General features: G+C 61.3%; 17 protein-coding genes. 14 read left to right on the top strand and 3 right to left on the bottom strand.

Translation table 11 applies throughout. The features are described 5' to 3' along the window. Window positions 1-9 precede the first annotated feature (9 nt). From FW764_RS01240 to FW764_RS01200, 9 genes are all read left to right on the top strand, one after another. The gene (locus FW764_RS01240; protein WP_446432373.1) at window positions 10-1,113 is read left to right on the top strand and encodes a DmpA family aminopeptidase; all 1,104 of its coding nucleotides are present in this window, start codon (window positions 10-12) and stop codon (window positions 1,111-1,113) included. Window positions 1,114-1,479: 366 nt separating this feature from the next. Beyond that, window positions 1,480-2,913 carry a serralysin family metalloprotease gene (locus FW764_RS01235; protein ID WP_446432372.1) on the top strand — a complete coding sequence of 478 codons (1,434 nt, stop codon included), beginning with the start codon at window positions 1,480-1,482 and terminating at the stop codon, window positions 2,911-2,913. A gap of 50 nt (window positions 2,914-2,963) precedes the next feature. Then, complete coding sequence (locus tag FW764_RS01230; RefSeq protein ID WP_446432371.1) at window positions 2,964-3,332, top strand: protease inhibitor Inh/omp19 family protein; 369 nt, start codon at window positions 2,964-2,966, stop codon at window positions 3,330-3,332. Between the two features lie 102 nt (window positions 3,333-3,434). Then, window positions 3,435-5,189, top strand: coding sequence for a type I secretion system permease/ATPase (locus FW764_RS01225; protein WP_446432370.1), 1,755 nt, complete (start codon window positions 3,435-3,437; stop codon window positions 5,187-5,189). After that, complete coding sequence (locus FW764_RS01220; RefSeq protein ID WP_446432369.1) at window positions 5,186-6,499, top strand: HlyD family type I secretion periplasmic adaptor subunit; 1,314 nt, start codon at window positions 5,186-5,188, stop codon at window positions 6,497-6,499. Before FW764_RS01225 ends, FW764_RS01220 begins: the two co-directional genes overlap by 4 nt. A gap of 2 nt (window positions 6,500-6,501) precedes the next feature. Continuing rightward, entirely contained in the window at window positions 6,502-7,836 is a 1,335-nt protein-coding gene (locus FW764_RS01215; RefSeq protein WP_446432368.1) for a TolC family outer membrane protein, read from the top strand. Between the two features lie 30 nt (window positions 7,837-7,866). Continuing rightward, a complete protein-coding gene (gene eprS / locus FW764_RS01210) occupies window positions 7,867-10,824 on the top strand; it encodes an autotransporter serine peptidase EprS (RefSeq protein ID WP_446432367.1) in 2,958 nt (985 codons plus the stop codon). Window positions 10,825-10,942: 118 nt separating this feature from the next. Continuing rightward, the gene (locus tag FW764_RS01205) at window positions 10,943-14,053 is read left to right on the top strand and encodes an autotransporter outer membrane beta-barrel domain-containing protein (RefSeq protein WP_446432366.1); all 3,111 of its coding nucleotides are present in this window, start codon (window positions 10,943-10,945) and stop codon (window positions 14,051-14,053) included. A 74-nt stretch (window positions 14,054-14,127) separates the two neighbouring features. Continuing rightward, window positions 14,128-15,558 (top strand): polyurethane esterase, encoded by a 1,431-nt coding sequence (locus FW764_RS01200; RefSeq protein WP_446432365.1) that lies wholly within the window; start codon window positions 14,128-14,130, stop codon window positions 15,556-15,558. Between the two features lie 89 nt (window positions 15,559-15,647). Here the strand turns inward: FW764_RS01200 and FW764_RS01195 are convergent, their stop codons facing one another. Continuing rightward, window positions 15,648-15,872, bottom strand: a complete 225-nt coding sequence (locus tag FW764_RS01195) for a YgdI/YgdR family lipoprotein (protein WP_446432364.1) — start codon at window positions 15,870-15,872, stop codon at window positions 15,648-15,650. 187 nt (window positions 15,873-16,059) lie between these two features. On the opposite strand from FW764_RS01195, the gene FW764_RS01190 reads away from it, so the two are divergent. The 3 genes from FW764_RS01190 (at window position 16,060) to FW764_RS01180 (ending at window position 20,342) form a co-directional block, all read left to right on the top strand. After that, window positions 16,060-17,706, top strand: coding sequence for a VRR-NUC domain-containing protein (locus FW764_RS01190; protein WP_446432363.1), 1,647 nt, complete (start codon window positions 16,060-16,062; stop codon window positions 17,704-17,706). Next, window positions 17,703-19,961 carry a helicase C-terminal domain-containing protein gene (locus FW764_RS01185; RefSeq protein WP_446432362.1) on the top strand — a complete coding sequence of 753 codons (2,259 nt, stop codon included), beginning with the start codon at window positions 17,703-17,705 and terminating at the stop codon, window positions 19,959-19,961. Before FW764_RS01190 ends, FW764_RS01185 begins: the two co-directional genes overlap by 4 nt. 132 nt (window positions 19,962-20,093) lie before the next feature. Continuing rightward, a complete protein-coding gene (locus FW764_RS01180) occupies window positions 20,094-20,342 on the top strand; it encodes a helix-turn-helix domain-containing protein (protein ID WP_446432361.1) in 249 nt (82 codons plus the stop codon). On the opposite strand, the gene FW764_RS01175 is transcribed toward FW764_RS01180, so the two are convergent. Together FW764_RS01175 and FW764_RS01170 are read right to left on the bottom strand one after the other, a co-directional pair. Beyond that, a complete protein-coding gene (locus FW764_RS01175; RefSeq protein WP_446432360.1) occupies window positions 20,305-21,771 on the bottom strand; it encodes an ATP-binding protein in 1,467 nt (488 codons plus the stop codon). The genes FW764_RS01180 and FW764_RS01175 overlap by 38 nt on opposite strands. Further along, complete coding sequence (locus tag FW764_RS01170; protein ID WP_446432359.1) at window positions 21,768-22,478, bottom strand: response regulator transcription factor; 711 nt, start codon at window positions 22,476-22,478, stop codon at window positions 21,768-21,770. The genes FW764_RS01175 and FW764_RS01170 overlap by 4 nt, the downstream gene beginning before the upstream one ends. Window positions 22,479-22,692: 214 nt before the next feature. On the opposite strand from FW764_RS01170, the gene msrB reads away from it, so the two are divergent. Both msrB and FW764_RS01160 read left to right on the top strand, forming a co-directional pair. Further along, window positions 22,693-23,193, top strand: coding sequence for a peptide-methionine (R)-S-oxide reductase MsrB (msrB, locus tag FW764_RS01165; RefSeq protein ID WP_446432358.1), 501 nt, complete (start codon window positions 22,693-22,695; stop codon window positions 23,191-23,193). A 35-nt stretch (window positions 23,194-23,228) separates the two neighbouring features. Then, window positions 23,229-24,989: a cytochrome c biogenesis protein DipZ gene (locus tag FW764_RS01160; protein WP_446432357.1), complete on the top strand. Its 1,761-nt coding sequence runs from the start codon at window positions 23,229-23,231 to the stop codon at window positions 24,987-24,989. Window positions 24,990-25,156 lie beyond the last annotated feature (167 nt).

Here is a 25,156-nt window from a genome sequence, read left to right as displayed (position 1 = left end):
GGAGTGGTTATGCGTGCACGTCAAATGGGCATCACGCTGGGGCTGGGCACGCCCGGCGAATTGAATGCCATCACCGATGTTCCCGGTGTGCGGGTCGGCCACAGTACGCTCAAGACGCGTATTAACGGCAAGCAGGTGCGCACCGGCGTCACGCTGGTGCAGCCGCGTGCGGGAGAGGCGCGCGAGCAACCGTGTTTTGCCGGCTACCACGTACTCAATGGCAATGGCGATGCCACCGGCCTTGAGTGGATCAGCGAGGCGGGGCTGCTGACCACGCCGGTGGCGATCACCAACACCCACAGCATCGGCATCGTGCGGGACACCTTGATCGCCCTGGAGCGCGAGCGCCTGGCGGACCCGGCGGTGTATTGGTGCATGCCGGTAGTGATGGAAACCTACGACGGGACGCTCAACGATATTTGGGGCCAGCACGTGAAGCCTGAACACGTGCGTGAAGCGCTGGTTAACGCTGACAGCGGTCCGGTACAGGAGGGCGCAGTGGGTGGCGGCACCGGCATGATCTGCCATGAGTTCAAGGGCGGCATTGGCACTGCGTCGCGGCGTTTGCCAGCAGAGCAGGGCGGCTGGACCGTCGGCGCGCTGGTGCAGGCCAACCACGGCAAGCGCCAGGAGCTGCGTGTAGACGGTTACCCGGTGGGCCGCCATTTGATGGGCATTGCTTCACCGTTCGCCGAGCGCGGTACGCCGGGCATGGGTTCGATTGTGGTGATCATCGCCACCGATGCGCCGTTATTACCGCACCAGTGCCAGCGCCTGGCGCAGCGCGCCTCCATTGGCATTGCGCGTACGGGTGGCGGCACCGAGGATTCCAGCGGCGATCTGTTCCTGGCGTTCGCCACCGGCAACCACGGCCTGCCAGCGGCGGATTACGGGCGCAAAGGCTTGCCGCTGAGCACGGCGTTGCACATGGTCAATAACGACCATATATCGCCGCTGTTCAGCGCGGCGGCGGAGGCGGTGGAGGAGGCGATCATCAATGCCATGCTGGCTGGCGAGGAGATGAGCACCGACGAAGGCGTCACGGTGCCGGGCCTGGCGAGCGAGACATTGTTAACGGCATTACACAAGAGCGGCTGGAGTGTGGCCCGGTAATAGGGGACAACTCTGTTTAATAGTCTAAGTGGTGGCTCTTTAATGTCGCTAATGACACGGTGACAATATATTGGATCCATTATTCAAGTGGGCCGCTCACTAGAGTGGCTTTAGGTGTATTTAATATTTAAATAACACCGAGACTGCGGTCGATGAGTAAAAGCAATTACCCCCAATAAACGCTGCCCACGACTTCCTTAAGTTGAATGTGCGTCACATTTTTGCTGCGGAAATATGTGTAGACGAAAGATTTCAAGTTGTGTCAGTTTCGATACGCCTTCAAAAGAGGTGAGTGATGGGACGATCTCGCCCGCGAGGTTCCTATCGACCAAAGACTGATGCACTTGCAAACAAGGAAGTACGTTTATGTCAAAAGTAAAAGACAAAGCTATTGTATCTGCCGCGCAAGCTAGCACTGCTTACTCGCAAATCGATAGTTTTAGCCATCTGTATGATCGCGGCGGCAACCTCACGGTGAATGGCAAACCCTCCTTCACCGTGGACCAGGCAGCGGAGCACCTGCTGCGTGATGGAGCCTCGTACAGGGACGTGAACCACAACGGCAAGATTGATCTGACCTACACCTTCCTCACCTCGGCAAGCTCGGCGACCATGAACAAACATGGTATCTCCGGGTTCAGCCAGTTCAACGCCCAGCAGAAAGCACAGGCCGTATTGGCCATGCAATCCTGGGCGGACGTCGCCAACGTGAGCTTTACCGAAAGCGCCTCGGGCGGTGACACACACATGACCTTCGCCAACTACAGTGGCGGCCAGGCTGGCGCTGCGGCCTTCGCTTACCTGCCCGGCACCGGCGCAGGCTACGACGGCACCTCGTGGTACCTGACCAACAACAGCTACACGCCGAACAAGACCCCGGACGTGAACAACTACGGTCGACAGACCCTGACCCACGAAATCGGCCACACGCTGGGCCTGGCTCACCCTGGCGACTACAACGCCGGGACCGGCAACCCTACGTACAGAAACGCGGACTATGGACAGGACACGCGTGGCTACAGCGTCATGAGTTACTGGAGCGAGAGCAACACCAACCAGAACTTCACCAAAGGCGGCGTCGAAGCGTACGCCTCGGGCCCGTTGATCGACGACATCGCTGCGATCCAGAAGCTCTACGGCGCCAACTACAACACCCGCGCCGGTGACACCACTTACGGGTTCAACTCCAACACCGGGCGTGATTTCTACAGCGCCACATCCAATGCCGACAAGCTGGTGTTTTCGGTATGGGACGGTGGCGGCAACGACACCCTGGACTTCTCCGGTTTTACCCAGAACCAGAAGATCAACCTCAATGAGGCCTCGTTCTCCGACGTTGGCGGCCTGGTGGGCAACGTTTCCATCGCCAAGGGCGTCACTGTCGAGAACGCGTTCGGTGGTTCGGGCAACGACCTGATCATTGGTAACAACGCAGCCAACGTAATCAAAGGCGGTGCCGGCAACGACATCATCTACGGCGGTGGCGGGGCGGACCAACTGTGGGGCGGCGCCGGCAATGACACCTTCGTGTTCGGTGCCAGCTCCGACTCCAAGCCAGGTGCTGCCGACAAGATCTTTGACTTCACCTCGGGTTCGGACAAGATCGACCTGTCCGGCATCACCAAAGGTGCAGGCTTGACCTTCGTCAACGCGTTCACCGGCCACGCCGGCGACGCTGTGCTGAGCTATGCCTCGGGTACTAACCTGGGCACCTTGGCCGTGGACTTCTCCGGGCACGGCGTGGCGGATTTCCTCGTCACCACCGTTGGCCAGGCAGTTGCCAGCGACATCGTAGCGTGATGTAAAAAGCGCGCGGCGCTCCGGCGCCGCGCTCTAGGATGGAGCAGAAAATGCCGCGTTTTTCTCATTTGATCGCCTGTGCTTCACAGGTGTTGTTCGTGTCGGCAGGAGCCCATGCAATGGCTAGCAGTCTTGTTTTACCCACCACCGCCCAGTTGGCCGGCCACTGGCAGTTGCACCAGCAGGATCAGGTGTGCTCGCTGGACCTGTTGGACCAGCCGAACGCGCTGGCCGGTGATGTCGTCTGCGCTGAACAATGGCTGGGGGATAGACCCCTGACTTGGTTGCCGACCCCGGACGGGATCTGGCTGATGAATGCCCAAGGCACCGGCATTATCCATTTAAATCGTGAAAAAGACGGTGAATATAAAGGCCACACGGCGTCAATACCGGAAGTTGTGCTGCAACGAACACCTTAATTAAAAGTTATAAGCATATAACTCGATTTTAATAGTTGGCCGCCCTTATTCAGGGTTCGGGCAACTGTTGTGTGTAATTCGCTTCAGGGAAGATCAGAAGATATGGCGAAGTCCCATGCGGTTGCGCCCTTATTCAGGGCGTTGGGTGAATACAAGAGTATTTTGATCAGCATCGGCTTTTTCACCGCATTGATTAACCTGTTGATGCTGGTGCCGTCGATTTACATGCTGCAAGTGTATGACCGTGTGTTGTCCTCCCAGAATGAAACCACCCTGGTGATGTTGACGCTGATGGTCGTGGGCTTCTTCGCGTTTATCGGCACGCTGGAAGTCATTCGCAGTTTTATCGTGATCCGCATCGGCAGCCAGTTGGAGCGGCGTTTCAACTTGCGCGTCTACAAAGCCGCGTTTGAACGCAACCTGCAGCGTGGCCAGGGGCACGCTGGGCAATCGCTGGGCGACCTCACCGCGATCCGCCAATTCATCACGGGACCTGCGCTGTTCGCGTTTTTTGATGCGCCGTGGTTTCCCATCTACCTGTTTGTGATTTTCCTCTTCAACGTGTGGCTCGGCGTGCTGGCCACGGCGGGTGCGGTGCTGCTGATCGCGCTGGCCTGCCTGAATGAATACCTGACCAAAAAGCCGTTGGGCGAGGCGAGCGGGTTTTCCCAGCAGTCGACCCAGTTGGCCACCAGCCATCTGCACAACGCCGAGACGATCCAGGCCATGGGCATGCTCGGCGCGTTGCGCAAGCGCTGGTTCGCGGTGCATTCGCAATTTCTCGGCTATCAGAACAAGGCCAGTGACACCGGTTCGGTGATCACCTCGCTGAGTAAGTCCTTGCGCTTGTGCCTGCAATCGTTGGTGCTGGGCCTGGGCGCCTTCCTAGTGATCAAGGGCGATATGACGGCTGGCATGATGATCGCTGGCTCCATTCTCATGGGCCGCGTGCTCAGCCCCATCGACCAACTGATTGCGGTGTGGAAGCAGTGGAGTTCGGCCAAATTGGCGTACCAGCGGCTTGACGAGCTGCTGCGTGAATTTCCGCCGGAAGTCGAACACATGGCGTTGCCGGCGCCCAAGGGCCAGGTGAGTTTCGAACACGTCAGCGCGGGCCCGCCCGGGCGGCGCATGGCGACCTTGCAGCAGGTCAGCTTCACCCTAGGCGCGGGCGAAGTGCTCGGCGTGCTCGGTGCGTCGGGCTCGGGTAAATCCACCCTGGCCCGCGTGCTGGTAGGCGTGTGGCCGACCCTGGCGGGCACCGTGCGCCTGGACGGTGCGGACATTCACCGCTGGGACCGTGACGACCTCGGCCCGCATATCGGCTACTTGCCCCAGGACATCGAACTGTTCAGCGGCAGCATCGCCGACAACATCGCGCGTTTTCGCGATGCCGACCCGCAACGGGTGGTGCAAGCGGCGCAACAGGCCGGCGTGCATGAACTGATCCTGCGCCTGCCGCAAGGCTACGACACCGTGCTCGGCGACAACGGCGGCGGCCTGTCTGGTGGCCAGAAGCAACGCGTGGCCCTGGCTCGCGCGCTATACGGCGGGCCACGTTTGATCGTGCTGGATGAGCCCAACTCCAACCTCGACACCGTCGGCGAAGCCGCACTGGCCAGCGCCATCGTGCAGATGAAAGCCCAGGGCAGCAGCGTGGTGTTGGTGACCCACCGTTCCTCTGCGTTGGCCCAGGCCGACAAGTTGCTGGTGCTCAGCGAAGGCCAATTGCAGGCCTTCGGGCCAAGCCAAGAAGTGCTGCGCGCCTTGTCGGGCCAGCAACACGAAGCACCCCGAGAAAAGGCGGGTGTGAGCCTTAGCCGTCAGTACCAAGCCGGAAGGAATCCAGGCGCATGAGCAGCCTTACTGTTGAGCCTCGTTTTGAACAACGCGACGCCGGTTTTTTCGTAAAAATGGGCTGGCTGCTGACCATTGTCGGCGCCGGCGGCTTTTTCCTCTGGGCCAGTCTGGCCCCGCTGGACCAAGGCATCCCGGTGCAGGGCACGGTGGTGGTATCGGGCAAGCGCAAGGCCGTGCAAACCTTCAGCCCCGGCGTGGTCAGTCGGATCCTGGTGAAGGAGGGCGAGTGGGTCAAACAGGGCCAGCCGTTGTTTCGCCTTGACCAGACCCAGAACCAGGCCGATGTGCAATCGCTGCAAGCCCAGTACCGCATGGCCTGGGCCAGCGTGGCGCGCTGGCAGAGCGAGCGCGACAACCATTCCAGCATCACCTTTCCGGCCGAACTGAGCGCCAACCCCGATCCGGCCCTGGCTCTGGTGCTGGAAGGCCAGCGCCAACTGTTCAGCAGCCGCCGCGAGGCGTTTTCCCGCGAACAGGCCGGGATTCGCGCGAATATCGACGGCGCCACTTCGCAACTCAATGGCATGCGCCGCGCCCGCAGCGACTTGTCGGCGCAGGCCCAATCCCTGCGCGATCAACTGGCCAACCTGCAGCCTTTGGCCGACAACGGCTATATCCCACGCAATCGCTTGCTCGATTACCAGCGCCAACTGTCCCAAGTGCAGCAGGACCTGGCGCAAAACGCTGGCGAGAGCGGCCGCGTGGAGCAGGGCATCCTTGAATCGCGCCTCAAGTTGCAGCAGCACCGCGAGGAGTACCAGAAGGAAGTGCGCAGCCAACTGGCCGACGCGCAACTGCGCAGCCTGACCCTGGAGCAGCAACTGACTTCGGCCGGTTTCGACCTGCAGCACAACGAAATCAACGCACCGGCCGATGGCATTGCGGTCAACCTCAGCGTGCACACCGAAGGCGCCGTGGTGCGTGCGGGTGAAACCCTGCTGGAAATCGTGCCCCAGGGCACGCGCCTGGAAGTCGAAGGGCATTTGCCGGTGCACTTAGTGGACAAGGTCGGTACGCACCTGCCGGTGGATATCCTGTTCACCGCCTTCAACCAGAGCCGCACGCCGCGTGTGCCGGGTGAGGTCAGCCTGATTTCCGCCGACCAGATGCTCGATGAAAAAACCGGCCAGCCGTACTACGTGCTGCGCACCACGGTCAGCGAGGCCGCACTGGAAAAACTCCATGGCCTGGTGATCAAACCGGGCATGCCCGCCGAGATGTTCGTGCGCACCGGCGAGCGCTCGTTACTCAATTACCTGTTCAAGCCGCTGCTGGATCGCGCCGGCTCTGCGTTGACTGAGGAATGAGCATGAAACCTGTGTTCATTTCACTGATGTTGATTTGCGGCTCTGCCCAAGCTGCCATGGGCCCGTTTGATGTGTATGAGCAAGCCTTGCGCAACGATCCGGTGTTTCTCGGCGCGATCAAAGAGCGCGACGCCGGCCTCGAAAACCGCACCATCGGCCGCGCCGGGCTCTTGCCCAGGCTGTCGTACAACTACAACAAAGGCCGCAACAACTCCGAGGCGCATTTGCCGGACGGTCGCGGCGGTACGTACCGCGACGACCGCAACTACAACAGCTACGGCTCGACCTTCAGCCTGCAACAGCCGTTGTTCGACTACGAAGCCTATGCCAACTACCGCAAAGGCGTGGCCCAGTCGCTGTTTGCCGATGAAAGCTTTCGCGACAAGAGCCAGGCGTTGCTGGTGCGTGTGTTGAGCTATTACACCCAGGCATTGTTTGCCCAGGACCAAATCGACATCGCCCGTGCGAAAAAGAAGGCGTTCGAGCAGCAGTTCCAGCAAAACCAGCACCTGTTCCAGCAGGGCGAGGGCACGCGCACCGATATTCTCGAAGCCGAATCGCGGTATGAACTGGCCACCGCCGAAGAGATCCAGGCGCTGGATGAACAGGATGCGTCCTTGCGCGAGCTGGGCGCGTTGATCGGCGTGCAGAGCGTCAACATCCAAGACCTGGCGCCGCTGAACCAAAGCTTCTCCGCCTTCACCCTGACCCCGGCCAACTACGACACCTGGCATGAACTGGCGATCAGCAATAACCCCACGCTCGCCTCCCAGCGTCAGGCCGTGGAAGTGGCGCGTTATGAAGTGGAACGCAACCGCGCCGGCCACCTGCCGAAGATCACCGCGTATGCCAGCTCGCGCAAACAGGAGTCCGACAGCGGCAACACCTACAACCAGCGCTATGACACCAACACCATTGGCATTGAAGTCAGCGTGCCGTTGTATGCCGGTGGCGGCATTTCGGCGTCCACCCGCCAAGCCAGCCGTGGCATGGAACAAGCCGAGTACGAGCTGGAAGGCAAGACCCGCGAAACCCTGATCGAGCTGCGCCGCCAGTTCAGCGCCTGCCTTTCTGGGGTGAGTAAATTGCGCGCGTACCAAAAAGCCCTCACCTCGGCCGAGGCGCTCGTGGTGTCGACCAAGCAAAGCATCCTCGGGGGTGAACGGGTCAACCTAGATGCGCTGAACGCCGAGCAGCAGCTGTACACCACCCGTCGCGACCTGGCCCAGGCGCGTTATGACTACCTGATGGCCTGGACCAAATTGCACTACTACGCGGGCAACTTGCGCGACACCGACCTGGCGAAAGTCGATGAGGCCTTTGGCCCGGTGAAATGAGCACGTATAAAAACAATAAGGAGGGTTTAGATGATCACCGACTCATCCCGCTTCAAACCGTTTACCGCAGGCTCCTTGCTCCTGCTGTCCGTTGCGGCACAGGCGCAATACACCGAGACCGGTTTACCGGGTAACCCAGCCAGCTGGCGGTCTGCCGAGTTCCTGAGCGACTGGGGCCTGGACCGCATGAAGGCGAATGAGGCCTACGCCGCGGGGATCAGCGGCAGCGGGGTGAAAATCGGCGCGCTGGACTCGGGGTTCGATACCGAACACCCGGAAGCATCCAAAGACCGTTACCATCCGGTCTCCGCCACCGGCACTTACGTCAATGGCAGCCCGTTCAGCACCACGGGTGCGCTCAACCCCAACAACGATTCCCACGGCACCCACGTCACCGGCACCATGGGCGCGGCGCGCGACGGCGTGGGCATGCACGGCGTGGCCTACAACGCGCAACTCTACGTGGGCAACACCAACGCCAATGACAGCTTCTTGTTCGGCCCAACCCCGGACCCCAAATACTTCAAGGCGGTGTACACCGCGCTGGTGGATTCCGGCGTGCGTGCCATCAACAACAGCTGGGGCAGCCAGCCTTCGGATGTCAGCTACCAGACCCTCGGCGGCCTGCATGCCGCCTACGCCCAGCATTACAACCAGGGCACTTGGCTGGATGCCGCGGCGGATGTGGCCAAGGCCGGCGTCATCAACGTGTTCAGCGCCGGCAACAGCGGTTACGCGAACGCCAGCCTGCGTTCGGCGCTGCCGTATTTCCAGCCGGAACTGGAAGGCCACTGGCTGGCCGTGTCGGGCCTGGACAAGGCGAATAACCAGAAATACAACAAGTGCGGCATCGCCAAGTACTGGTGCATTTCCACACCTGGCGCGCTGATCAACAGCACGGTTCCTGGTGGCGGCTATGGCGTGAAGTCCGGCACCTCGATGTCGGCGCCGCATGCCACGGGCGCGTTGGCGTTGGTGATGGAGCGCTACCCGTACATGAGTAACGAGCAAGCGCTGCAGGTGCTGTTGACCACGGCCACACAACTCGACGGCTCGATCACTCAGGCGCCCAATGCCATCGTTGGCTGGGGCGTGCCGGACTTGGGCCGGGCGATGCACGGGCCAGGGCAATTGCTCGGCGCGATGGACGTGAGCCTGGCGGCCGGGCAGGGCGACGTGTGGAGCAATGGCCTCTCCGACCAGGCGTTGCTGCAGCGTCAGGCCGAAGACCGCGCCGAGCACACGGCCTGGCAGCAAACCCTGATCGACAAGGGCTGGCAAAACGGCGTGGGCGCGACTGCCAGCCAGCAGGACCAGACCGACTACGCGCTCGGCAGCGCCCGTGACCAAGCCGCCACGAACCGCGTGTATGAAGGCAGCCTGATCAAGTCCGGTGCCGGTAGCTTGTTGCTCAGCGGCGACAGCACCTATCGCGGGCCGACCACCGTCAACGGCGGCCTGTTGGCGGTGAACGGTACGCTGACCTCGGCGGTGACCGTGAACGAGAGCGGCACTCTCGGCGGCTCCGGGCGTATTGGCGCGTTATCGGTGAACAGCGGCGGCCGCGTTGCACCGGGCAATTCCGTCGGCACCTTGCAGGTGGCGGGCGATGTGAACCTGGGCGCGGGCTCCACCTATGCGGTGGAGCTGACGCCCACCAGCAGCGACCGCATTGTCGCCGGTGGCAAAGCCGTACTGGGCGGCGGCACCGTCACCCTGGCGCTGGAGAACAGCCCTACCTTGCTCAGCCAGAGCCAGGCGCAAAGCCTGATTGGCCGCCAGTACAGCATCCTCCAGGCGGCGGGTGGCATCCAGGGCCAGTTTGGTCAGGTGTTACCGAACTACCTGTTCCTTGGCGGCACTCTCGACTACGCGGCCAACGGCGTGCAGTTGGCCGTGGTACGCAACGACGCTACGTTTGCCAGCGTGGCCGCCACCCGTAACCAGCGCAATGTCGCCGTCGCCGCCGAGCAACTGGGCGCGGGCAACCCCGTATTCGAGAGTGTGTTGCAGTCGGATTCCCTCGCCGCGGCCCAACAAGGCTTGCAGCAGTTGTCCGGCGAAATCTACCCTGCGGTTGGTGCGATGTTGATCAACGATAGCCTGCAGCTGCGCGATGCCGTGGGCGAGCGCCTGCGTCACGTGCCGGTCCACGGCGAAAGCAACCTGTGGCTCAAGGCGCTTGGCGCCTGGGGCAAGACTGACAGCCGCAGCGAAACGGCAGGCTACACCACTTCGATTGACGGGCTGTTGGCCGGCGTCGACGGTGCGCTGGATGAGCAGACCCGCGTAGGCGTGGTGGCCGGTTACAGCGACAGCTCATTGAACATGGGCAGCGGCACACATTCCTCGGCGTCCATCGACAGCTACCACTTCGGCGCCTATGCCGGGCGCGAGCTAGGCGACTGGCGCGTGAGCGTGGGCGGCGCCTACAGCTGGCATCGCGGTGATGTGAAACGTGACCTGCAATACGCTGAAGTCAGCGGCAAGCAAAAGACCAAGCTGGACGCTCGTACGGCCCAGTTGTTCACCGAGGCCGCCTACCGCATTCGCCTGCAACCGCTGGCGCTGGAGCCGTTCGCCAACCTGGCGTATGTGCACTTGGACAGTGATTCATTCCATGAAAAAGGTGACGCCGCTGCCCTGGAACGCGGCCGTGATCGGCGTGATGCGGTGCTCAGCACCCTCGGTATGCGCGCGTTGAAAACCCTGCCATTGAATGATCACCAGCAGTTGGAGCTGTCCGGCTCTCTGGGCTGGCAGCACAGCCTTACCGCGGTTGAATCGCAAGAGCACTTGGCGTTTGTCGCAGGCGGGCCTTCATTTGCGGTGCGCAGTTCGCCGTTGCTGCGCGATGCGGCCCTGGTCGGGGTGCAAGCCAGCCTGGCGTTGAGCAAGGCCACGCGGGTCAACCTCGATTACCACGGGCAGTTGGCTAGGCGTGAGAAAACCCAAGGCGTGGGGCTGAGCCTGAACTGGCAGTTCTAGAACGTAGGCAGATCAAAAGAATGTGGCCGCAGGCAAGTCAGCTCCCACAGTTGATCGAGGGTGTCTGGCAGCGATCGATTTCCAAAAAAGTGCAATAAGAAAACTAAGGAAGGTCACCGTGAACAAACGTAAGACAGGGTTAATCACCGCCACTCACACAGGCCCGGGCTACCCGCTCAAGGCCCTGAGTTGCGTGCCATACGGCGCGCTGCTGTGCTGCCTGGCAAGCTTGGGGACCGCCCAAGCCGCACCCTATGTGGAAACCGGCAAATTGGGCGATGCCGCCAGTTGGCGCAGCAATGAGTTCAAGGCCGACTGGGGGCTGGGCGCGGTGCATGCAGACGCCGCCTATGCCGCTGGCTACACCGGCAAGGGCGTCAAGTTGGGAATCTTCGACCAGCCGGTGTACGCCCAACACCCGGAATTCGATAGCCCCGGCAAGGTGGTGACGGTTGTCACCGAGGGCATTCGCCAATACACCGACCCGTACATTCCGGTGAAGGCTGGCGATGCGTTTCGCTACGACGGCACGCCGTCCAAGGATTCCAACGGCAAGCTGGGTAACCACGGCACCCACGTCGGCGGGATTGCCGCCGGTAACCGCGACGGCGGGCCGATGCATGGCGTCGCGTTCAATGCGCAAATCATCAGCGCGGAAAACGGCGACCCGGGCCCGGAAGACGGGATCATCCTGGGCAACGACGGTGCGGTGTACAAAGCAGGTTGGGACGGGCTGGTGGCCAGCGGCGCACGGATTATCAACAACAGCTGGGGCATCGGCATTGGTGACCCGTACGCCAAGGGCGGCCGTGATCCGGCGTTTCCCAACTTCACAGTCAATGAAGCGCAGGCGCAGTTCGATCATATCCGGCCGATCCTCGGCACGACTGCCGGGGGGGCTTATCAAGGCGCCATTGATGCGGCCCGCAGCGGCGTGCTGACGATCTTTGCCGCCGGTAACGACTACAACCGCAACAACCCGGATGCGATGTCGGGTTTGGCGTACTTTGTGCCGGAGATCGCGCCGAACTGGCTGTCGGTCGCGGCGTTGCAGCAAAACCCGGACACCGCGAGCGCTGATCCGTATGTGATCAGCACCTTCTCGTCGCGTTGCGGTTATGCGGCCAGCTTCTGCGTGTCGGCACCCGGCACCAAGATCTACAGCTCGATCATCAACGGCACCGATCTTTCAAACCTCACCACCGATTGGGCCAATAAAAATGGTACCTCCATGGCTGCTCCCCATGTAGCAGGCGCAGCGGCGGTGCTGATGGAACGCTTCCCGTACTTGAGCGGCGAGCAGGTCTCCACGCTGCTCAAAACCACAGCCACCGACCTCGGCGCACCGGGCATCGATTCGCTGTACGGTTGGGGCATGATCAACCTGGGCAAGGCGGTCAACGGCCCAGGCATGTTCATCACCGCCGAGGACATCCCGGCTGAGTTTCGTATCGACGGTGCGTATGGCAGTGGGCAATTTGTTGCGGATTTGCCAGGGATTGGCGCCGTGGTGGATGCCGGCAAACCCTCTCAGCGCATCTGCAACGACGTGCACTGCGGGCGTGATGTATGGAGCAATGACATTTCGGGCCACGGCGGTCTGACCAAGCAAGGCATCGGCGCGTTGGTGCTGACGGGCACCAACACCTACAGCGGCCCGACCTTGGTCAATCAAGGCTTGCTGGCGATCAATGGCTCGGTCACCTCCGACGTCACCGTTAGCCAGAGCGGCAAGGTGGGTGGCTCGGGGCGCATCGGCTCGCTGACCGCAAAGAGCGGCGGCACCGTGGCGCCGGGTAATTCCATCGGCACACTGAATGTGGCGGGCAACGTCACTTTTGACGCGGGCTCGACTTACGCGGTGGAGCTGTCGCCCACCAGCAGTGACCGCATCGTCGCCGGTGGGACGGCCACGCTCAATGGCGGCACTGTGACCTTGGCCCTGGAAAACAGCCCGACACTGCTCAGCAGTGCACAAGCGCAGAGCTTGATCGGTCGCCAATACAACATCCTGCAAGCGGCAGGTGGCATTACCGGCAGCTTCGGTTCGGTGCTGCCTGATTACCTGTTTATCGGTGGCACGCTGAACTATGCGGCCAACGGTATACAGCTTGACGTCGCGCGCACGGCCAACAGTTTCGCCAGTGCAGCGGCCACACCAAACCAGCGCGCCGTGGCCACTGCAGCCGAGCAATTGGGCGCGGGCAATGCCGTGTATGAAAGTGTGCTGTTGGCGCCGAACGCGGGCTCGGCACAAGGTGCGTTTCAGCAACTGAGCGGCGAAATCTACCCGGCGTTGGAGACCGCGCTGGTCAATGACAGCCGCTACGTGCGAGAAGCCGTGGGTGAACGCCTGCGCAATGGCCAGATGGGCGCGACCAGTCAGACCGTCGACAGCCATGGCAACGTGTGGGTCAAGGCGCTGGGCGCGTGGGGCAAGACCGACAGCCGCAGCGACACGGCGGGCTACACCACGTCTATTGGCGGCATGCTCGCCGGGGTCGATGGTGCGCTGGACGAAGCGACCCGCATCGGTGTGGTCGCCGGCTACAGCGACACCTCATTGAACATGGGCGAGGGCACCCATAGCCGTGCTGCGGTGGACAGTTACCACTTCGGCGCTTACGCCGGGCGTGAGATCGGCGCCTGGCGCTTGAGTGGCGGCGCGACCTATAGCTGGCACCGCGCGGATGTGAAGCGCGACCTGCAATACGGCGATGTTTCCGGGAAGCAGAAGGTCAAAGTCGATGCGAACAGCACCCAGGTGTTCGGTGAGGCGGCGTACCGCGTCAACCTGCAACCGCTGGCTCTGGAGCCGTTTGCCAATTTGGCGTACGTACATCTGAGTACCGATGGTTTTACCGAGAAGGGCGATGCTGCAGCGTTGAAAGGTCAGGACGATACGCGCAATGTGGTGTTGAGCACCTTGGGTGTGCGTGCGTTGAAGACCTTTAATGTGAATGATCACCAGCAACTGGACGTATCTGGCACCTTGGGCTGGCAGCACAATTTGAGCAGCACTGATTCGCAGCAACACCTGGCGTTTGCCTCGGGCGGGCCTTCGTTTGCGGTGGAAAGTGCACCGATGGTACGCGATGCGGCGTTGGTCGGGGCGCGGGTAAGCCTGGCGTTGAGCAAGGCGGCACGGGTGAATTTTGACTACAACGGTTTGCTGGCGAGCAAGGACAAAGTGCACGGAGTGGGGTTGAGCCTGGACTGGGCGTTCTAAACAAGCCCACACACAATTAGCGGCTAACGGTGTTTTCGCTTTCTCTACAAATCCAACAACAGAGAGGCAGTACCATGGGTATCTTTGATTATAAAAACCTCGGCTCCGAGGGCTCCAAAGCGTTGTTCGCTGATGCCATGGCGATCACGTTGTATTCCTATCACAACCTGGATAACGGCTTTGCCGTGGGTTATCAGCACAACGGATTGGGCTTTGGCCTGCCCGCCACGCTGGTCGGTGCGCTGCTCGGCAGCACCGACTCGCAGGGTGTGATCCCGGGTATTGCGTGGAACCCTGACTCAGAAAAAGCCGCCCTTGAAGCCGTGCAGAAAGCCGGTTGGACACCGATCAGCGCCAATGCCCTGGGCTACGGCGGCAAGGTCGATGCGCGGGGCACGTTTTTTGGCGAAAAAGCCGGCTATACCAGCGCGCAGGTCGAGGTGCTCGGCAAGTACGATGACGCCGGCAAATTGCTGGAAATCGGCATCGGTTTTCGCGGCACCTCGGGGCCACGAGAAACCTTAATCAGCGACTCCATCGGCGACCTGATCAGCGATTTGCTTGCCGCCTTTGGGCCTAAGGATTACGCAAAAAATTACGCTGGCGAAGCCTTTGGTGGCTTGCTCAAGAGTATCGCCGACTATGCGGGTGCCCACGGCCTGACCGGTAAGGACGTGGTGGTCAGCGGCCACAGCCTGGGCGGTCTGGCGGTCAACAGCATGGCGGATTTGAGCACCAACAAATGGTCGGGGTTCTACAAGGACGCCAACTACGTCGCCTATGCCTCGCCTACCCAAAGTGCCGGCGACAAGGTGCTCAATATCGGTTATGAAAACGACCCGGTGTTCCGCGCCCTGGACGGCTCGTCGTTCAATCTGTCGTCCCTGGGCGTGCACGACAAACCCCACGACTCGACCACCGACAATATTGTCAGTTTCAACGACCACTACGCCTCGACGCTGTGGAATGTGCTGCCGTTTTCCATCGTCAACCTGTCGACCTGGGTCTCGCACTTGCCGACGGCGTATGGCGACGGCATGACGCGTATCCTCGAGTCTGGCTTTTACGACCAGATGACTCGTGATTCCACGGTGATCGTCGCCAACCTGTCCGACCCGGCGCGAGCCAACACTTGGGTGCAGGACCTCAACCGCAATGCCGAGCCGCACAAGGGCAACACGTTCATCATTGGCAGTAACGGCAATGACCTGATTCAGGGCGGCAAGGGCGCGGATTTCATCGAAGGTGGCAAAGGCAATGACACGATCCGTGACAACAGCGGGCATAACACCTTTCTGTTCAGCGGCCATTTTGGCAATGATCGGGTGATTGGCTATCAGCCGACCGACACGTTGGTGTTCAAGGACGTGGAGGGGAGTACCGACCTGCGCGACCACGCCAAGGTGGTCGGCGCCGATACAGTGCTCACCTTTGGTGCGGACTCGGTGACACTCGTCGGCGTCGGGCACGGCGGCCTATGGGCGGATGGCGTCAGCATCGGCTGAGTAATAGGGGCGTGGGCCGTAACCCAATGCCCGTACTACCGGTATTGAAGCTGCAACAAAAAGCCCCGTAGATCCGGGGCTTTTTGTTATTACTTCTCTTTGCGTACCGTCGCGACATCGGCGGCTTTCACGCGTACGTGCTTGCCGGCGATGTCCGTGAACTCATAGAAGCCGTCGGCTGTTTTGGTGTTTGGGTTGTCCTTGGTCAAGTATTGCGTGCCATTTTGCAACGTCACCACGGTTTGCGTTGAGCAACCGGTCAATAGCAGAAAAGTGAGTGCAACCAGTGGAAGACCCAAATTCTTCATGTTCATAACCCTTACTTTTAACCCTGGAAAGTCCCGCGCCAGGCGCTGCGGGCCACAAATGTTACGCGATCAACTGAACTATCTGATCACTTTTATAAGAAAAGTTGCGTGTGCCATTTATCTATTACCGATTGCATCAACATGTTTACGACGTCACTCTGTATGCATAACCAGTACTTGATCAGCGTGCAACATGCCCAATCCTCTCGACGATCCCTTGTATTACCTGCATAACTTCCGCCAAGTGCTGCACTGGCTGGGGCAACGCTATGCCGATCTACTCGACGCGGACGAACGGCATTTCATTCAGCAATTTGACAGGTTGCCGCAAGCGTCGCAGGCGTTATTGGTGCGCATGGTCATGCGAAAGGGCGTGCACTTTCGTGCAAGCAAACTTAATTATCTCGAGATCGGCTGTACCCGCACGGCCGCGTTGGCACTGGTGCAGCAGGGTTGGGTTGATGACCAGGGCCTGCTGTGCTTTGAAGCGCTGTTTGCGCTGCTGCAAAAAGGCGAAGTCCTTGAGGCGTTCAAACCTTGGATTGACCAGCCAAAAGGCAAGAAGGCCGACTGGCTTGAGTCATTGGCGCAGCAGTTCACGCAACCGCGCAGCTTTGCCCAGTGGTGCCCGGACCTGAGCGATGCGCTCTACAGCCTCAACGTGATGGACGTGTGTGATCGCCTGCGGCTGATGTTCTTCGGCAATCTGCACCAGGATTGGTCGGAGTTCGTGCTGGCTGACCTGGGCATCTATACCTACGAAAAGGTCGAATTCGGCGCGCAGTCCCGAGGCCTGTGCACGCGCGAGGATGTGCACGGGTTCCTGTTCCTGCACCAGTGCCAGCAGACCTTCGAAGCGGGGCAAGCGCTGAGCGACGTACTGGCGCAAATCGCTACGCTTTCAACCGACAACCCCTGGCTGGAAAAGCGCCGCGCCAAGTTGTTGTTTCAGATCGGCCAGTATTGCGAGCGCAGCGCCGAACTGGACTTGGCACAGCAGATCTACCGCAATTGCGCTTATCCCGGCGCGCGTTCGCGCCTGATTCGCGTGCTGGAGCGCCAAGAGCATTACGCGCAAGCCATGGCTTTGGCGTGCGCCGCGCAACAGGCCCCGCAAAGCGACGCCGAGCAGCAGCATGTGCTACGAGTGCTGCCACGCCTGCGCCGTAAGCTGGGGGAACCGGCGCTGCCCAAGGTTAAGCCGCGGCCTGTTACGCGGCTGGACCTGGCGCTGGCCATCCCTGAGCCGCTGATGTCGGTGGAATATTGCGTGCAAGCGCATCTCAGCGCGCCCGATGCGCCGGTGCATTACGTTGAGAACGGGCTGATCAATTCGTTGTTCGGGCTGCTGTGCTGGGAAGCGATTTTCGCGCCGTTGCCCGGCGCGTTTTTCCACCCGTTCCAGCGCGGTCCGGCGGACCTGCACAGCGAGGATTTTCATCAGCGCCGCGCGCCGTTGTTTGCCGCCTGCTTCGAGCAGCTCGGGGATGAGCGCTACAAGGCGACCATCCGTCAGCGTTACGTGAGCAAATGGGGTATACAGTCGCCCTTCGTATTTTGGAACCTGCTCAGTGAAGCGCTATTAGAGCAAGCGTTGGACTGTCTACCCGCCGAACACCTGCGCTACTGGTTCGAGCGGCTGTTGCTGGACATCCGCGCCAACCGCACGGGCATGCCTGACCTGATCCAGTTCTGGCCCGCGCAAAAGACCTACCGCATGATCGAGGTCAAAGGGCCCGGTGATCGCTTGCAAGACAACCAGCTACGCTGGCTGGAGTTTTGTGGCGAGTACCAGATGCCGGTCACCGTCTGTTATGTGCGCTGGGCAGAGCCCGCTTGACTTATAGCGTCGCAGTGCGGGCGCTGTGTGAGTTCACGGCGAAGGTCGGCGACCTCGACCTGCGTTTTACGCCGTCGCCCAGCGCCCAGGAAGGCATTGTCGGCCACCGCACCGTGGCTTCGCGGCGTAACGCGCACTACCAGAGCGAAGTGGCGCTGGACGGTGAATACCAACAGCTTAAGGTACGGGGCCGGGCAGACGGCTACGACCCGGACAGCAATCGCCTGGAAGAGGTGAAAACCTATCGCGGCGACCTCGACGCCCAGCCCGCCAACCACCGCCAACTGCATTGGGCCCAGGTCAAGGTCTACGGCTGGTTAATGTGCCAGAAGCTCGGTCTGCCTGAAATCGACTTGGCGCTGGTGTACTTCGACATCGTTGGTGAGGGTGAAACCCTGCTCAACCAGCGCTTTCAAGCGGCCGACCTCGAGCGGTTCTTCAACCAGCAATGCGCGCTGTTCCTGGGCTGGGCGCGCCAGGAAATGCAGCACCGCGACGCGCGTAACAGTGCCGCACAAACCCTGGCGTTTCCCCACGCCGAGTTTCGCCCCGGCCAGCGCTCGCTGGCCGAATCGGTCTACAAGGCCGTCAGCACCGGCCGTTGCCTGATGGCCCAGGCGCCCACTGGCATCGGCAAGACCGTCGGCACGATCTTCCCGCTGCTCAAGGCGCTGGCACCGCAGCAACTGGACAAAGTGTTCTTCCTCACCGCCAAGACCCCGGGGCGCAAGTTGGCCCTCGATGCCGCCCAAGTGCTCTACGACAGCAGCCCCGATTTACCGCTGCGCGTGCTTGAGCTGGTGGCGCGGGACAAGGCCTGCGAGCACTTGGACAAAGCCTGCCACGGTGATGCCTGCCCATTGGCCAAGGGCTTTTACGATCGCCTGCCGGCTGCGCGCACGGCCGCTTCCAAGGTGCGCCTGCTCGACCAGCGCCACCTGCGCGACGTGGCCCTGGCCCATGACGTTTGCCCGTATTACCTGAGCCAGGAAATGGTGCGCTGGACCGACCTGGTGGTCGCTGACTACAACTACTATTTCGACTTCGGCGCCATGCTGTTCGGCCTGGCCCAGTTGAACCAATGGCGTGCCGCCGTGCTGGTGGACGAAGCCCACAACCTGGTGGAGCGTGCGCGTTCGATGTACAGCGCCAGCCTCGACCAATACCGCCTCAAGACCCTGCGTGACATCGCACCCGAGCCACTGAAAAAACCCTTGCAACGCCTGAACCGCGAATGGAACGCCCTGCACAAGGACCAGCTCGCGCCGTACCAGGCGTACGTCGACAAGCCCGACAAGTTGCTCCAGGCCCTGAGCCTGTGCGCCAGCGCCATGGGCGACTACTTCAACGACCACCCCGACGCCCTCAGCGGCGACCTGCAGGCGTTTTATTTTGAAGCGCTGCAATTTGCCAAGGTCGCCGAGTTGTTCAACGAACACTTCATCTTTGATATCAGCAAGCGCCAGTTTAGTGGCAAACGCAGTGCTTCGACCCTGTGCCTGCGCAACGTAGTGCCCGCCGAATTTATCCGCCCCAGGCTGACCGCCGCGCGCACCAGCGTGCTGTTCTCCGCGACCTTGAGCCCCCGGCACTATTACGCCGACTTGCTCGGCCTGCCGGCGGACACCGCGTGGGTCGATGTGGAATCGCCGTTCAAGGCCGAGCAGTTGCAGGTGCGGATCATCGATGCGATCTCGACGCGGTTTGTGCATCGCCAAGCCTCGCTGGCGCCGATCGTCGAACTGATCGCCGCGCAATTCGCGCAACGGCCCGGCAATTACCTGGCGTTTTTTTCAAGCTTTGATTACCTGCAACAGGTGGCGCAGTTGATGGCCGAGCGGCACCCGCAGGTGGCGCTGTGGTTGCAGTCACGCGGGATGGCTGAATTCGAACGGCAAGCGTTTCTGGATCAGTTCACCCAGCACAGCCAGGGCATCGGTTTTGCCGTGCTGGGTGGCGCGTTCGGCGAAGGCATTGATTTGCCCGGAACGCGCCTGATCGGGGCGTTCATTGCAACCCTTGGGCTGCCGCAACTGAACCCGATCAACGAACAGATGAAAGCGCGCATGGCCTCGATCTTCGGCTCCGGTTACGACTACACCTACCTGTACCCCGGTATTCAGAAAGTGGTACAGGCAGCGGGTAGGGTGATCCGTAGCCAGCAGGACGAGGGTGTGGTGATGTTGATTGATGACCGTTTTGGCGAGTCGCGGGTGCGCCAGTTGTTGCCGCGTTGGTGGGCGCCCGTTAGTTAAGTGTGATGCACAGAGGGTGGGACTGCTGCGCAGTCCAACGCGAGCAAGCTCGCTCGCCACAGGGTATGTGTTGTTTCTTTGAGTGTTGGCAGGTCATAGCGCTTCTCCGTTGGGGGTAGGCCTAGAGTCGGGATGTCCCCTCAGGAGTACCTGAGCCACTGGCGCATGCACTTGGCGATAAAGGCCTTGAACACCTTGAGCAGCAGTGTGCCCAGTATCGGCCAGGCGTTGGGTTATCAGTCGGACAGCGCCTTCAGCAGCGCATGCAAGCGTCAGATGACTTGCTCGCCACGTGAATACCGTGAGCGCTCCTTACATAACACCCAAACACCAACCCTGCGGGTTAACGCGCGGATCGCCGCGTTTCTAGAGAGAACCTGAAGGTCGCGCCATGTCCGGGGCGGTCCACCAGTTCGATGCTGCGCCCGTGCAATTGCAGGATTCGGTGCACGATGCGCAGGCCCAGGCCACCATCGCGACGGGCGCCGCCGATGGTGAAGGCACGCAGGAACAAGCCTTCACGCAGTTCTACATCAATGCCTAGGCCACTGTCGCTGACGCTGACCGCCACACTGTTGGTCTCGGGTGACAGGATCACTTCCACGTCACCGTTGACCGGTGTGTGACGCAAGGCGTTATCAAGCAGGTTGGTCAGCACGCGTTCAATCAAGCCCAGGTCGGCCATGACGGTCGGCACCTGGGGCGGCAGGGTGGCGATGAGGGTAATGGACCGCGCCTCAGCGGTGAGTTCGAACTTCTGAAAGATGTCTTGCACCAGGTCCGGCAGTGAAAAGCCTTCGATCACCGGTTGTACGAAACCATGTTCCAGGCGCACCAACTCCAGCAGCGACTGGGCCAGGCCGCCGACCTTGCGGCTCTGGTCCAGGGCGATGCCGAGGTAGCGGCGGCGTTCCTCTGGGCTGAGGCTGGCGTCCTTCAGCGACAGCGTTTCCAGGTAGCCATGCAGCGACGCCAGCGGCGTGCGCAGGTCATGGGAAATGTTCGCGACCATTTCCCGGCGTTCCTGGTCCTGATGGGTGATGGCGCGCCATTGCTCGCCCAGGCGGTTTTGCATGTGCACAAAGGCGTGGTCGAGCACGGCGATTTCATCGCCGCTGTCGAGTTCGGTGGCGTTGATGTGCGCAGGTTTTGGCGCGCCGTTGATATCGAATTGGCCGACTTTTTCGGTCAATTGGCGCAGTGGTCGGGTGATCCAGGCGAACGCGATCAGGCCCGCCAACAGGCAGAGCAGGGCAACCAGGCCGATGGACCACAAGGCGATCTTCAGCGCCATCCCCGTCGCGTCTTTGGCGTCGTAGACGTCGTGGGCTTCGCCGAGCAGCACTACATACAGGAAGCCGGTTTGCTGGCCGTTGGCTTTGAGCGGCGCCGCGCTGAATACCTTGCGCCCATCGACGCTGCGCGGATCATCGCCGAGGATCGGCAGCATCGCGCCACTCAAGAAGCGCCGAACCGGCGCCAGATCGACTTTGTCGCGCAACAAATGCCCGGCGGGTGCGGCGTTCCCGACCACGCGTCCGTCGATATCGAGCAGGTACACTTCGACGCTCGGGTTAACCAGCATCAGTTGGCCAAACAGGTTGCGCACCGCATCGGGCTTGAGGCCGTCGGCGTCCATCAGTTGGGTGTCGCGGGCGATGTGCGCCGCCAGGTCGCGGGACAGGCCTTGCACCACTTCCAGTTCATGCATGCGGTTGGAGCGCACCTGCAGCCAGGCCGAGGTGCCGCTGCAGATCACCAGCAATACGGCGAACACCACCGACAGGCGCTGGGTCAGGGTCAGTTTCATGGCGAACTCTCGGCAAATTTGTAGCCCCGGCCCCACACCGTGAGGATCAGTACCGGATTGGCCGGGTCGGCCTCGACCTTGGCGCGCAGGCGATTGATATGGGTGTTTACCGTGTGTTCATAACCTTCATGGCTGTAGCCCCACACGGCGTTGAGCAGGTCCATGCGTGAGAAGACTTTGCCTGGCTGGCGAGCGAAGAAATACAACAGGTCGAATTCGCGCGGCGTAAGGTCCAGGCGCTGGCCTTGCAGGGTGACGTCGCGGGTCAGCGGGTTAATGAACAGCTGACCAAGGTCGAGGCTGCCCGCGTCCATCTTCAGGTTGCGCGCCATGGCGTCGACTCGGCGCAGCAGCGCCTTGACCCGCGCCACCAGCTCCGGCATCGAAAACGGTTTGGCCAGGTAGTCATCGGCGCCCAGTTCCAGGCCGAGGATGCGGTGTAATTCGCTGGAACGCGCGCTGGTGATGATAATCGGTGTGTAGCGCGTCATGGCGCGGGCGCGGCGGCAGATTTCCAAGCCGTCGACGCCGGGCAGCATCAGGTCGAGGATCAACGCATCCCAGCCGCCTTGTTCAAGCAGACGCAGGCCTTCGTCGCCATCGGCGCTGTGCACCACCTCGAACTGCTCATCGCGCAGGTGCAGGCAGATCAAGTCGGCAATATGCGCATCGTCCTCGACCACGAGGACACGTTTGGGCTGATCCATGCTGAAAACCTTTAGAAACCTTCGCTTGTAGTCCGCGCATTGTGCGGGTTTTGCAACCCTGTAGTTATCACGAATTGTTTAACTCTGCGTGAGGATTTCGCGACCGTCCAGGGCCCAGGATTACCTCATTGCAGCGACGAGCGAGTCTCATGTGGCGAGCCCGCTCGCCACAGCGCGATCGATAGTCTTCAGGGTTAGGGTTGAGGAGAAACATATGTACTCACGTCGACAAATACTACTCGCCACTGGCGGCCTGGGCGTCGCCGTCCTGGCTGGCGGCCTGATCAAACAGCTCAGCCTGGTCACCGCAGCCGAAGCTGCCGAAACCTTCGAGGTCACCCACACCGAGGCCCAATGGCGCAGCCTGCTCAGCGCCGAGCAATTTGCCGTGCTGCGCGAGGAGGGCACCGAACGCCCTTACACCAGCCCACTCAACGATGAGCATCGCACCGGCACCTTTGCCTGCGCCGGTTGCGCGTTGCCGCTGTTCTCCTCGACCACCAAATTCGACAGCCACACCGGCTGGCCAAGTTTCTGGCAGCCGCTGGACAACGCCGTCGCCAGCCATGTCGACACTTCCTACGGCGTGGTGCGCAAGGAAATTCACTGCCGTCGTTGTGGCGGTCACCAAGGGCATGTGTTCGACGACGGCCCGGCACCTACAGGGTTGCGTTATTGCATGAATGGCGCGGCCATGACCTTTACGGCGGCTTAAGCCGATGTTTATCAATACTTATAAGGGACGATCCCATGTGGCTTCTGGTTCTCGCGTATATGGGCGGCGTGCTGACAATTGTCAGCCCGTGCATCCTGCCCGTTCTGCCTTTTGTCTTCGCTCGCACCGGGCAGCCGTTTATGCGCAGTGGCTTGCCGCTGTTAGCGGGGATGGCGGTGACGTTCGCCCTGGTGGCCTCACTGGCGGCAGTGGGCGGCGGTTGGGTGGTGCAAGTCAATCAATACGGGCGTTGGCTCGCGTTGCTGTGCGTTGCCCTGTTCGGATTGACGCTGCTGCTGCCGCAGTTGTCGGAACGCTTGACGCGGCCGCTGGTAGCCGCCGGCAGTCGCTTGTCGGAAGCGGCGGGCGCCGAGGCCAAACCGCGTCCGGGTGCTTCCTTCCTGATCGGCGTGGCCACCGGATTGCTGTGGGCGCCATGCGCCGGGCCGATCCTCGGGCTGGTACTCACGGGCGCCGCGCTGCAGGGCGCCAGCATCGGTACTACCTTGCTCTTGCTGGCCTACGCCGCCGGTGCTGCTACGTCCCTGGCCTTGGCCTTGCTGGTCGGCGGTAAAGTCTTTGGTTTGATGAAAAAATCCCTTGGCGCCGGTGAATGGCTGCGCCGTGGCCTCGGTGCGCTGATGCTGGTGGGTGTGGCTGCCATCGCATTGGGCCTGGACACCGGCGTGCTGTCGCGTCTGTCTACGGCTTCCACCGGTGGACTGGAGCAAAGCCTGGTGGATAAGCTCAGTGCCAAGCCAGAACAGAAGCGCGGGGCGATGACGGCCGGTGGCGCGATGATGGCCGTTGCCAGCCACAGCGACGCCTTGCCAATCGAAGGTACGCTGCCGCCGCTGGACGGCGCCGTACAGTGGCTCAACAGCGCGCCACTCACGGCCCAGGCGCTGAAAGGCAAAGTGGTCCTGGTGGATTTCTGGACCTACTCCTGCATCAACTGCTTGCGCACCCTGCCGTATGTCAAAGCCTGGGCCGAGAAATACAAAGACCAAGGGTTGGTGGTGATCGGCGTACACGCCCCGGAATTCGCCTTTGAGCGCGACGTGGGCAACGTCGCTAAGGCGATGAAAGACCTTGGCATTACTTACCCGGTAGCTATCGACAACAACTACAAGATCTGGCGCGCTTTCAACAATCAATACTGGCCGGCGCATTATTTTGCCGATGCCAAGGGCCAGATCCGCTATCACCACTTTGGCGAAGGCGATTACGCCGAGTCGGAGCGGGTGATCCAGCAGCTGTTGCGTGAGGCCGGCGCGAAAAACGTTGCCGGTGGGTTGATCGAGGCCGACGCCAAGGGCGTGCAGCAAGCACCGGACATGACCGACGTGCAATCGCCGGAAACCTACCTGGGCTTCCAGCGTGCAGAGAACTTCGTCACCACCGCCACCCTGGGCACTGACAAAGTGGTGAATTACCCGGCCGCCGGCCACTTGGCCCTGAACAATTGGACCCTGGAAGGCCAATGGACGGTCGGCGCCCAGCAAGCGACCCTCGACCACGCGGGTGGGCGCATCGTCTACCGCTTCCACGCCCGTGATCTGCACCTGGTGCTGGGTCCGGGTGCCGATGGCAAGCCGGTGCGTTTCAAGGTAACGATTGACGGCCAGGCCCCCGGTGATGCCCGCGGCACTGACGTGGCGTCGGACGGCAGCGGCACAGTCACCGAGCAGCGCTTGTACCAGTTGGTGCGCCAACCCAGCGACGTGAGGGACCGCACCTTTAGCATCGAATTCCTCGACCCGCACGTGTCGGCGTACGCCTTCACCTTCGGCTAACCGATGCATGAACTGAGCACTCAACACTCTGAGTGGCTCACCCAATCCATGTGGGAGGGGGCTTGTTCCCGAATGCGGTGTGTCAGTCGGCACACCTGTTTCTGACGCTGCGTATTCGCGAGCAAGCCCACACACCTTTCCACCCCGTCTATTCAGTGGCACTGGAG

Source organism: Pseudomonas sp. 1152_12 (assembly GCF_052850675.1).
The sequence above is the reverse complement of the archived record's forward strand: the minus strand, read 5'-3'. Positions and strand labels throughout refer to the sequence as shown.

Bases quoted from the DNA above. Each gene is read 5' to 3' on its own strand.
- FW764_RS01230 (WP_446432371.1), top strand. From the start codon at position 2,964: ATGCCGCGTTTTTCTCATTTGATCGCCTGTGCTTCACAGGTGTTGTTC.
- FW764_RS01225 (WP_446432370.1), top strand. From the start codon at position 3,435: ATGGCGAAGTCCCATGCGGTTGCGCCCTTATTCAGGGCGTTGGGTGAA.
- FW764_RS01200 (WP_446432365.1), top strand. From the start codon at position 14,128: ATGGGTATCTTTGATTATAAAAACCTCGGCTCCGAGGGCTCCAAAGCG.
- FW764_RS01170 (WP_446432359.1), bottom strand. From the start codon at position 22,478: ATGGATCAGCCCAAACGTGTCCTCGTGGTCGAGGACGATGCGCATATT.
- FW764_RS01175 (WP_446432360.1), bottom strand. From the start codon at position 21,771: ATGAAACTGACCCTGACCCAGCGCCTGTCGGTGGTGTTCGCCGTATTG.
- FW764_RS01240 (WP_446432373.1), top strand. From the start codon at position 10: ATGCGTGCACGTCAAATGGGCATCACGCTGGGGCTGGGCACGCCCGGC.
- FW764_RS01180 (WP_446432361.1), top strand. From the start codon at position 20,094: ATGTCCCCTCAGGAGTACCTGAGCCACTGGCGCATGCACTTGGCGATA.
- FW764_RS01160 (WP_446432357.1), top strand. From the start codon at position 23,229: ATGTGGCTTCTGGTTCTCGCGTATATGGGCGGCGTGCTGACAATTGTC.
- eprS (WP_446432367.1), top strand. From the start codon at position 7,867: ATGATCACCGACTCATCCCGCTTCAAACCGTTTACCGCAGGCTCCTTG.
- msrB (WP_446432358.1), top strand. From the start codon at position 22,693: ATGTACTCACGTCGACAAATACTACTCGCCACTGGCGGCCTGGGCGTC.
- FW764_RS01190 (WP_446432363.1), top strand. From the start codon at position 16,060: ATGCCCAATCCTCTCGACGATCCCTTGTATTACCTGCATAACTTCCGC.
- FW764_RS01215 (WP_446432368.1), top strand. From the start codon at position 6,502: ATGAAACCTGTGTTCATTTCACTGATGTTGATTTGCGGCTCTGCCCAA.
- FW764_RS01235 (WP_446432372.1), top strand. From the start codon at position 1,480: ATGTCAAAAGTAAAAGACAAAGCTATTGTATCTGCCGCGCAAGCTAGC.
- FW764_RS01195 (WP_446432364.1), bottom strand. From the start codon at position 15,872: ATGAACATGAAGAATTTGGGTCTTCCACTGGTTGCACTCACTTTTCTG.
- FW764_RS01220 (WP_446432369.1), top strand. From the start codon at position 5,186: ATGAGCAGCCTTACTGTTGAGCCTCGTTTTGAACAACGCGACGCCGGT.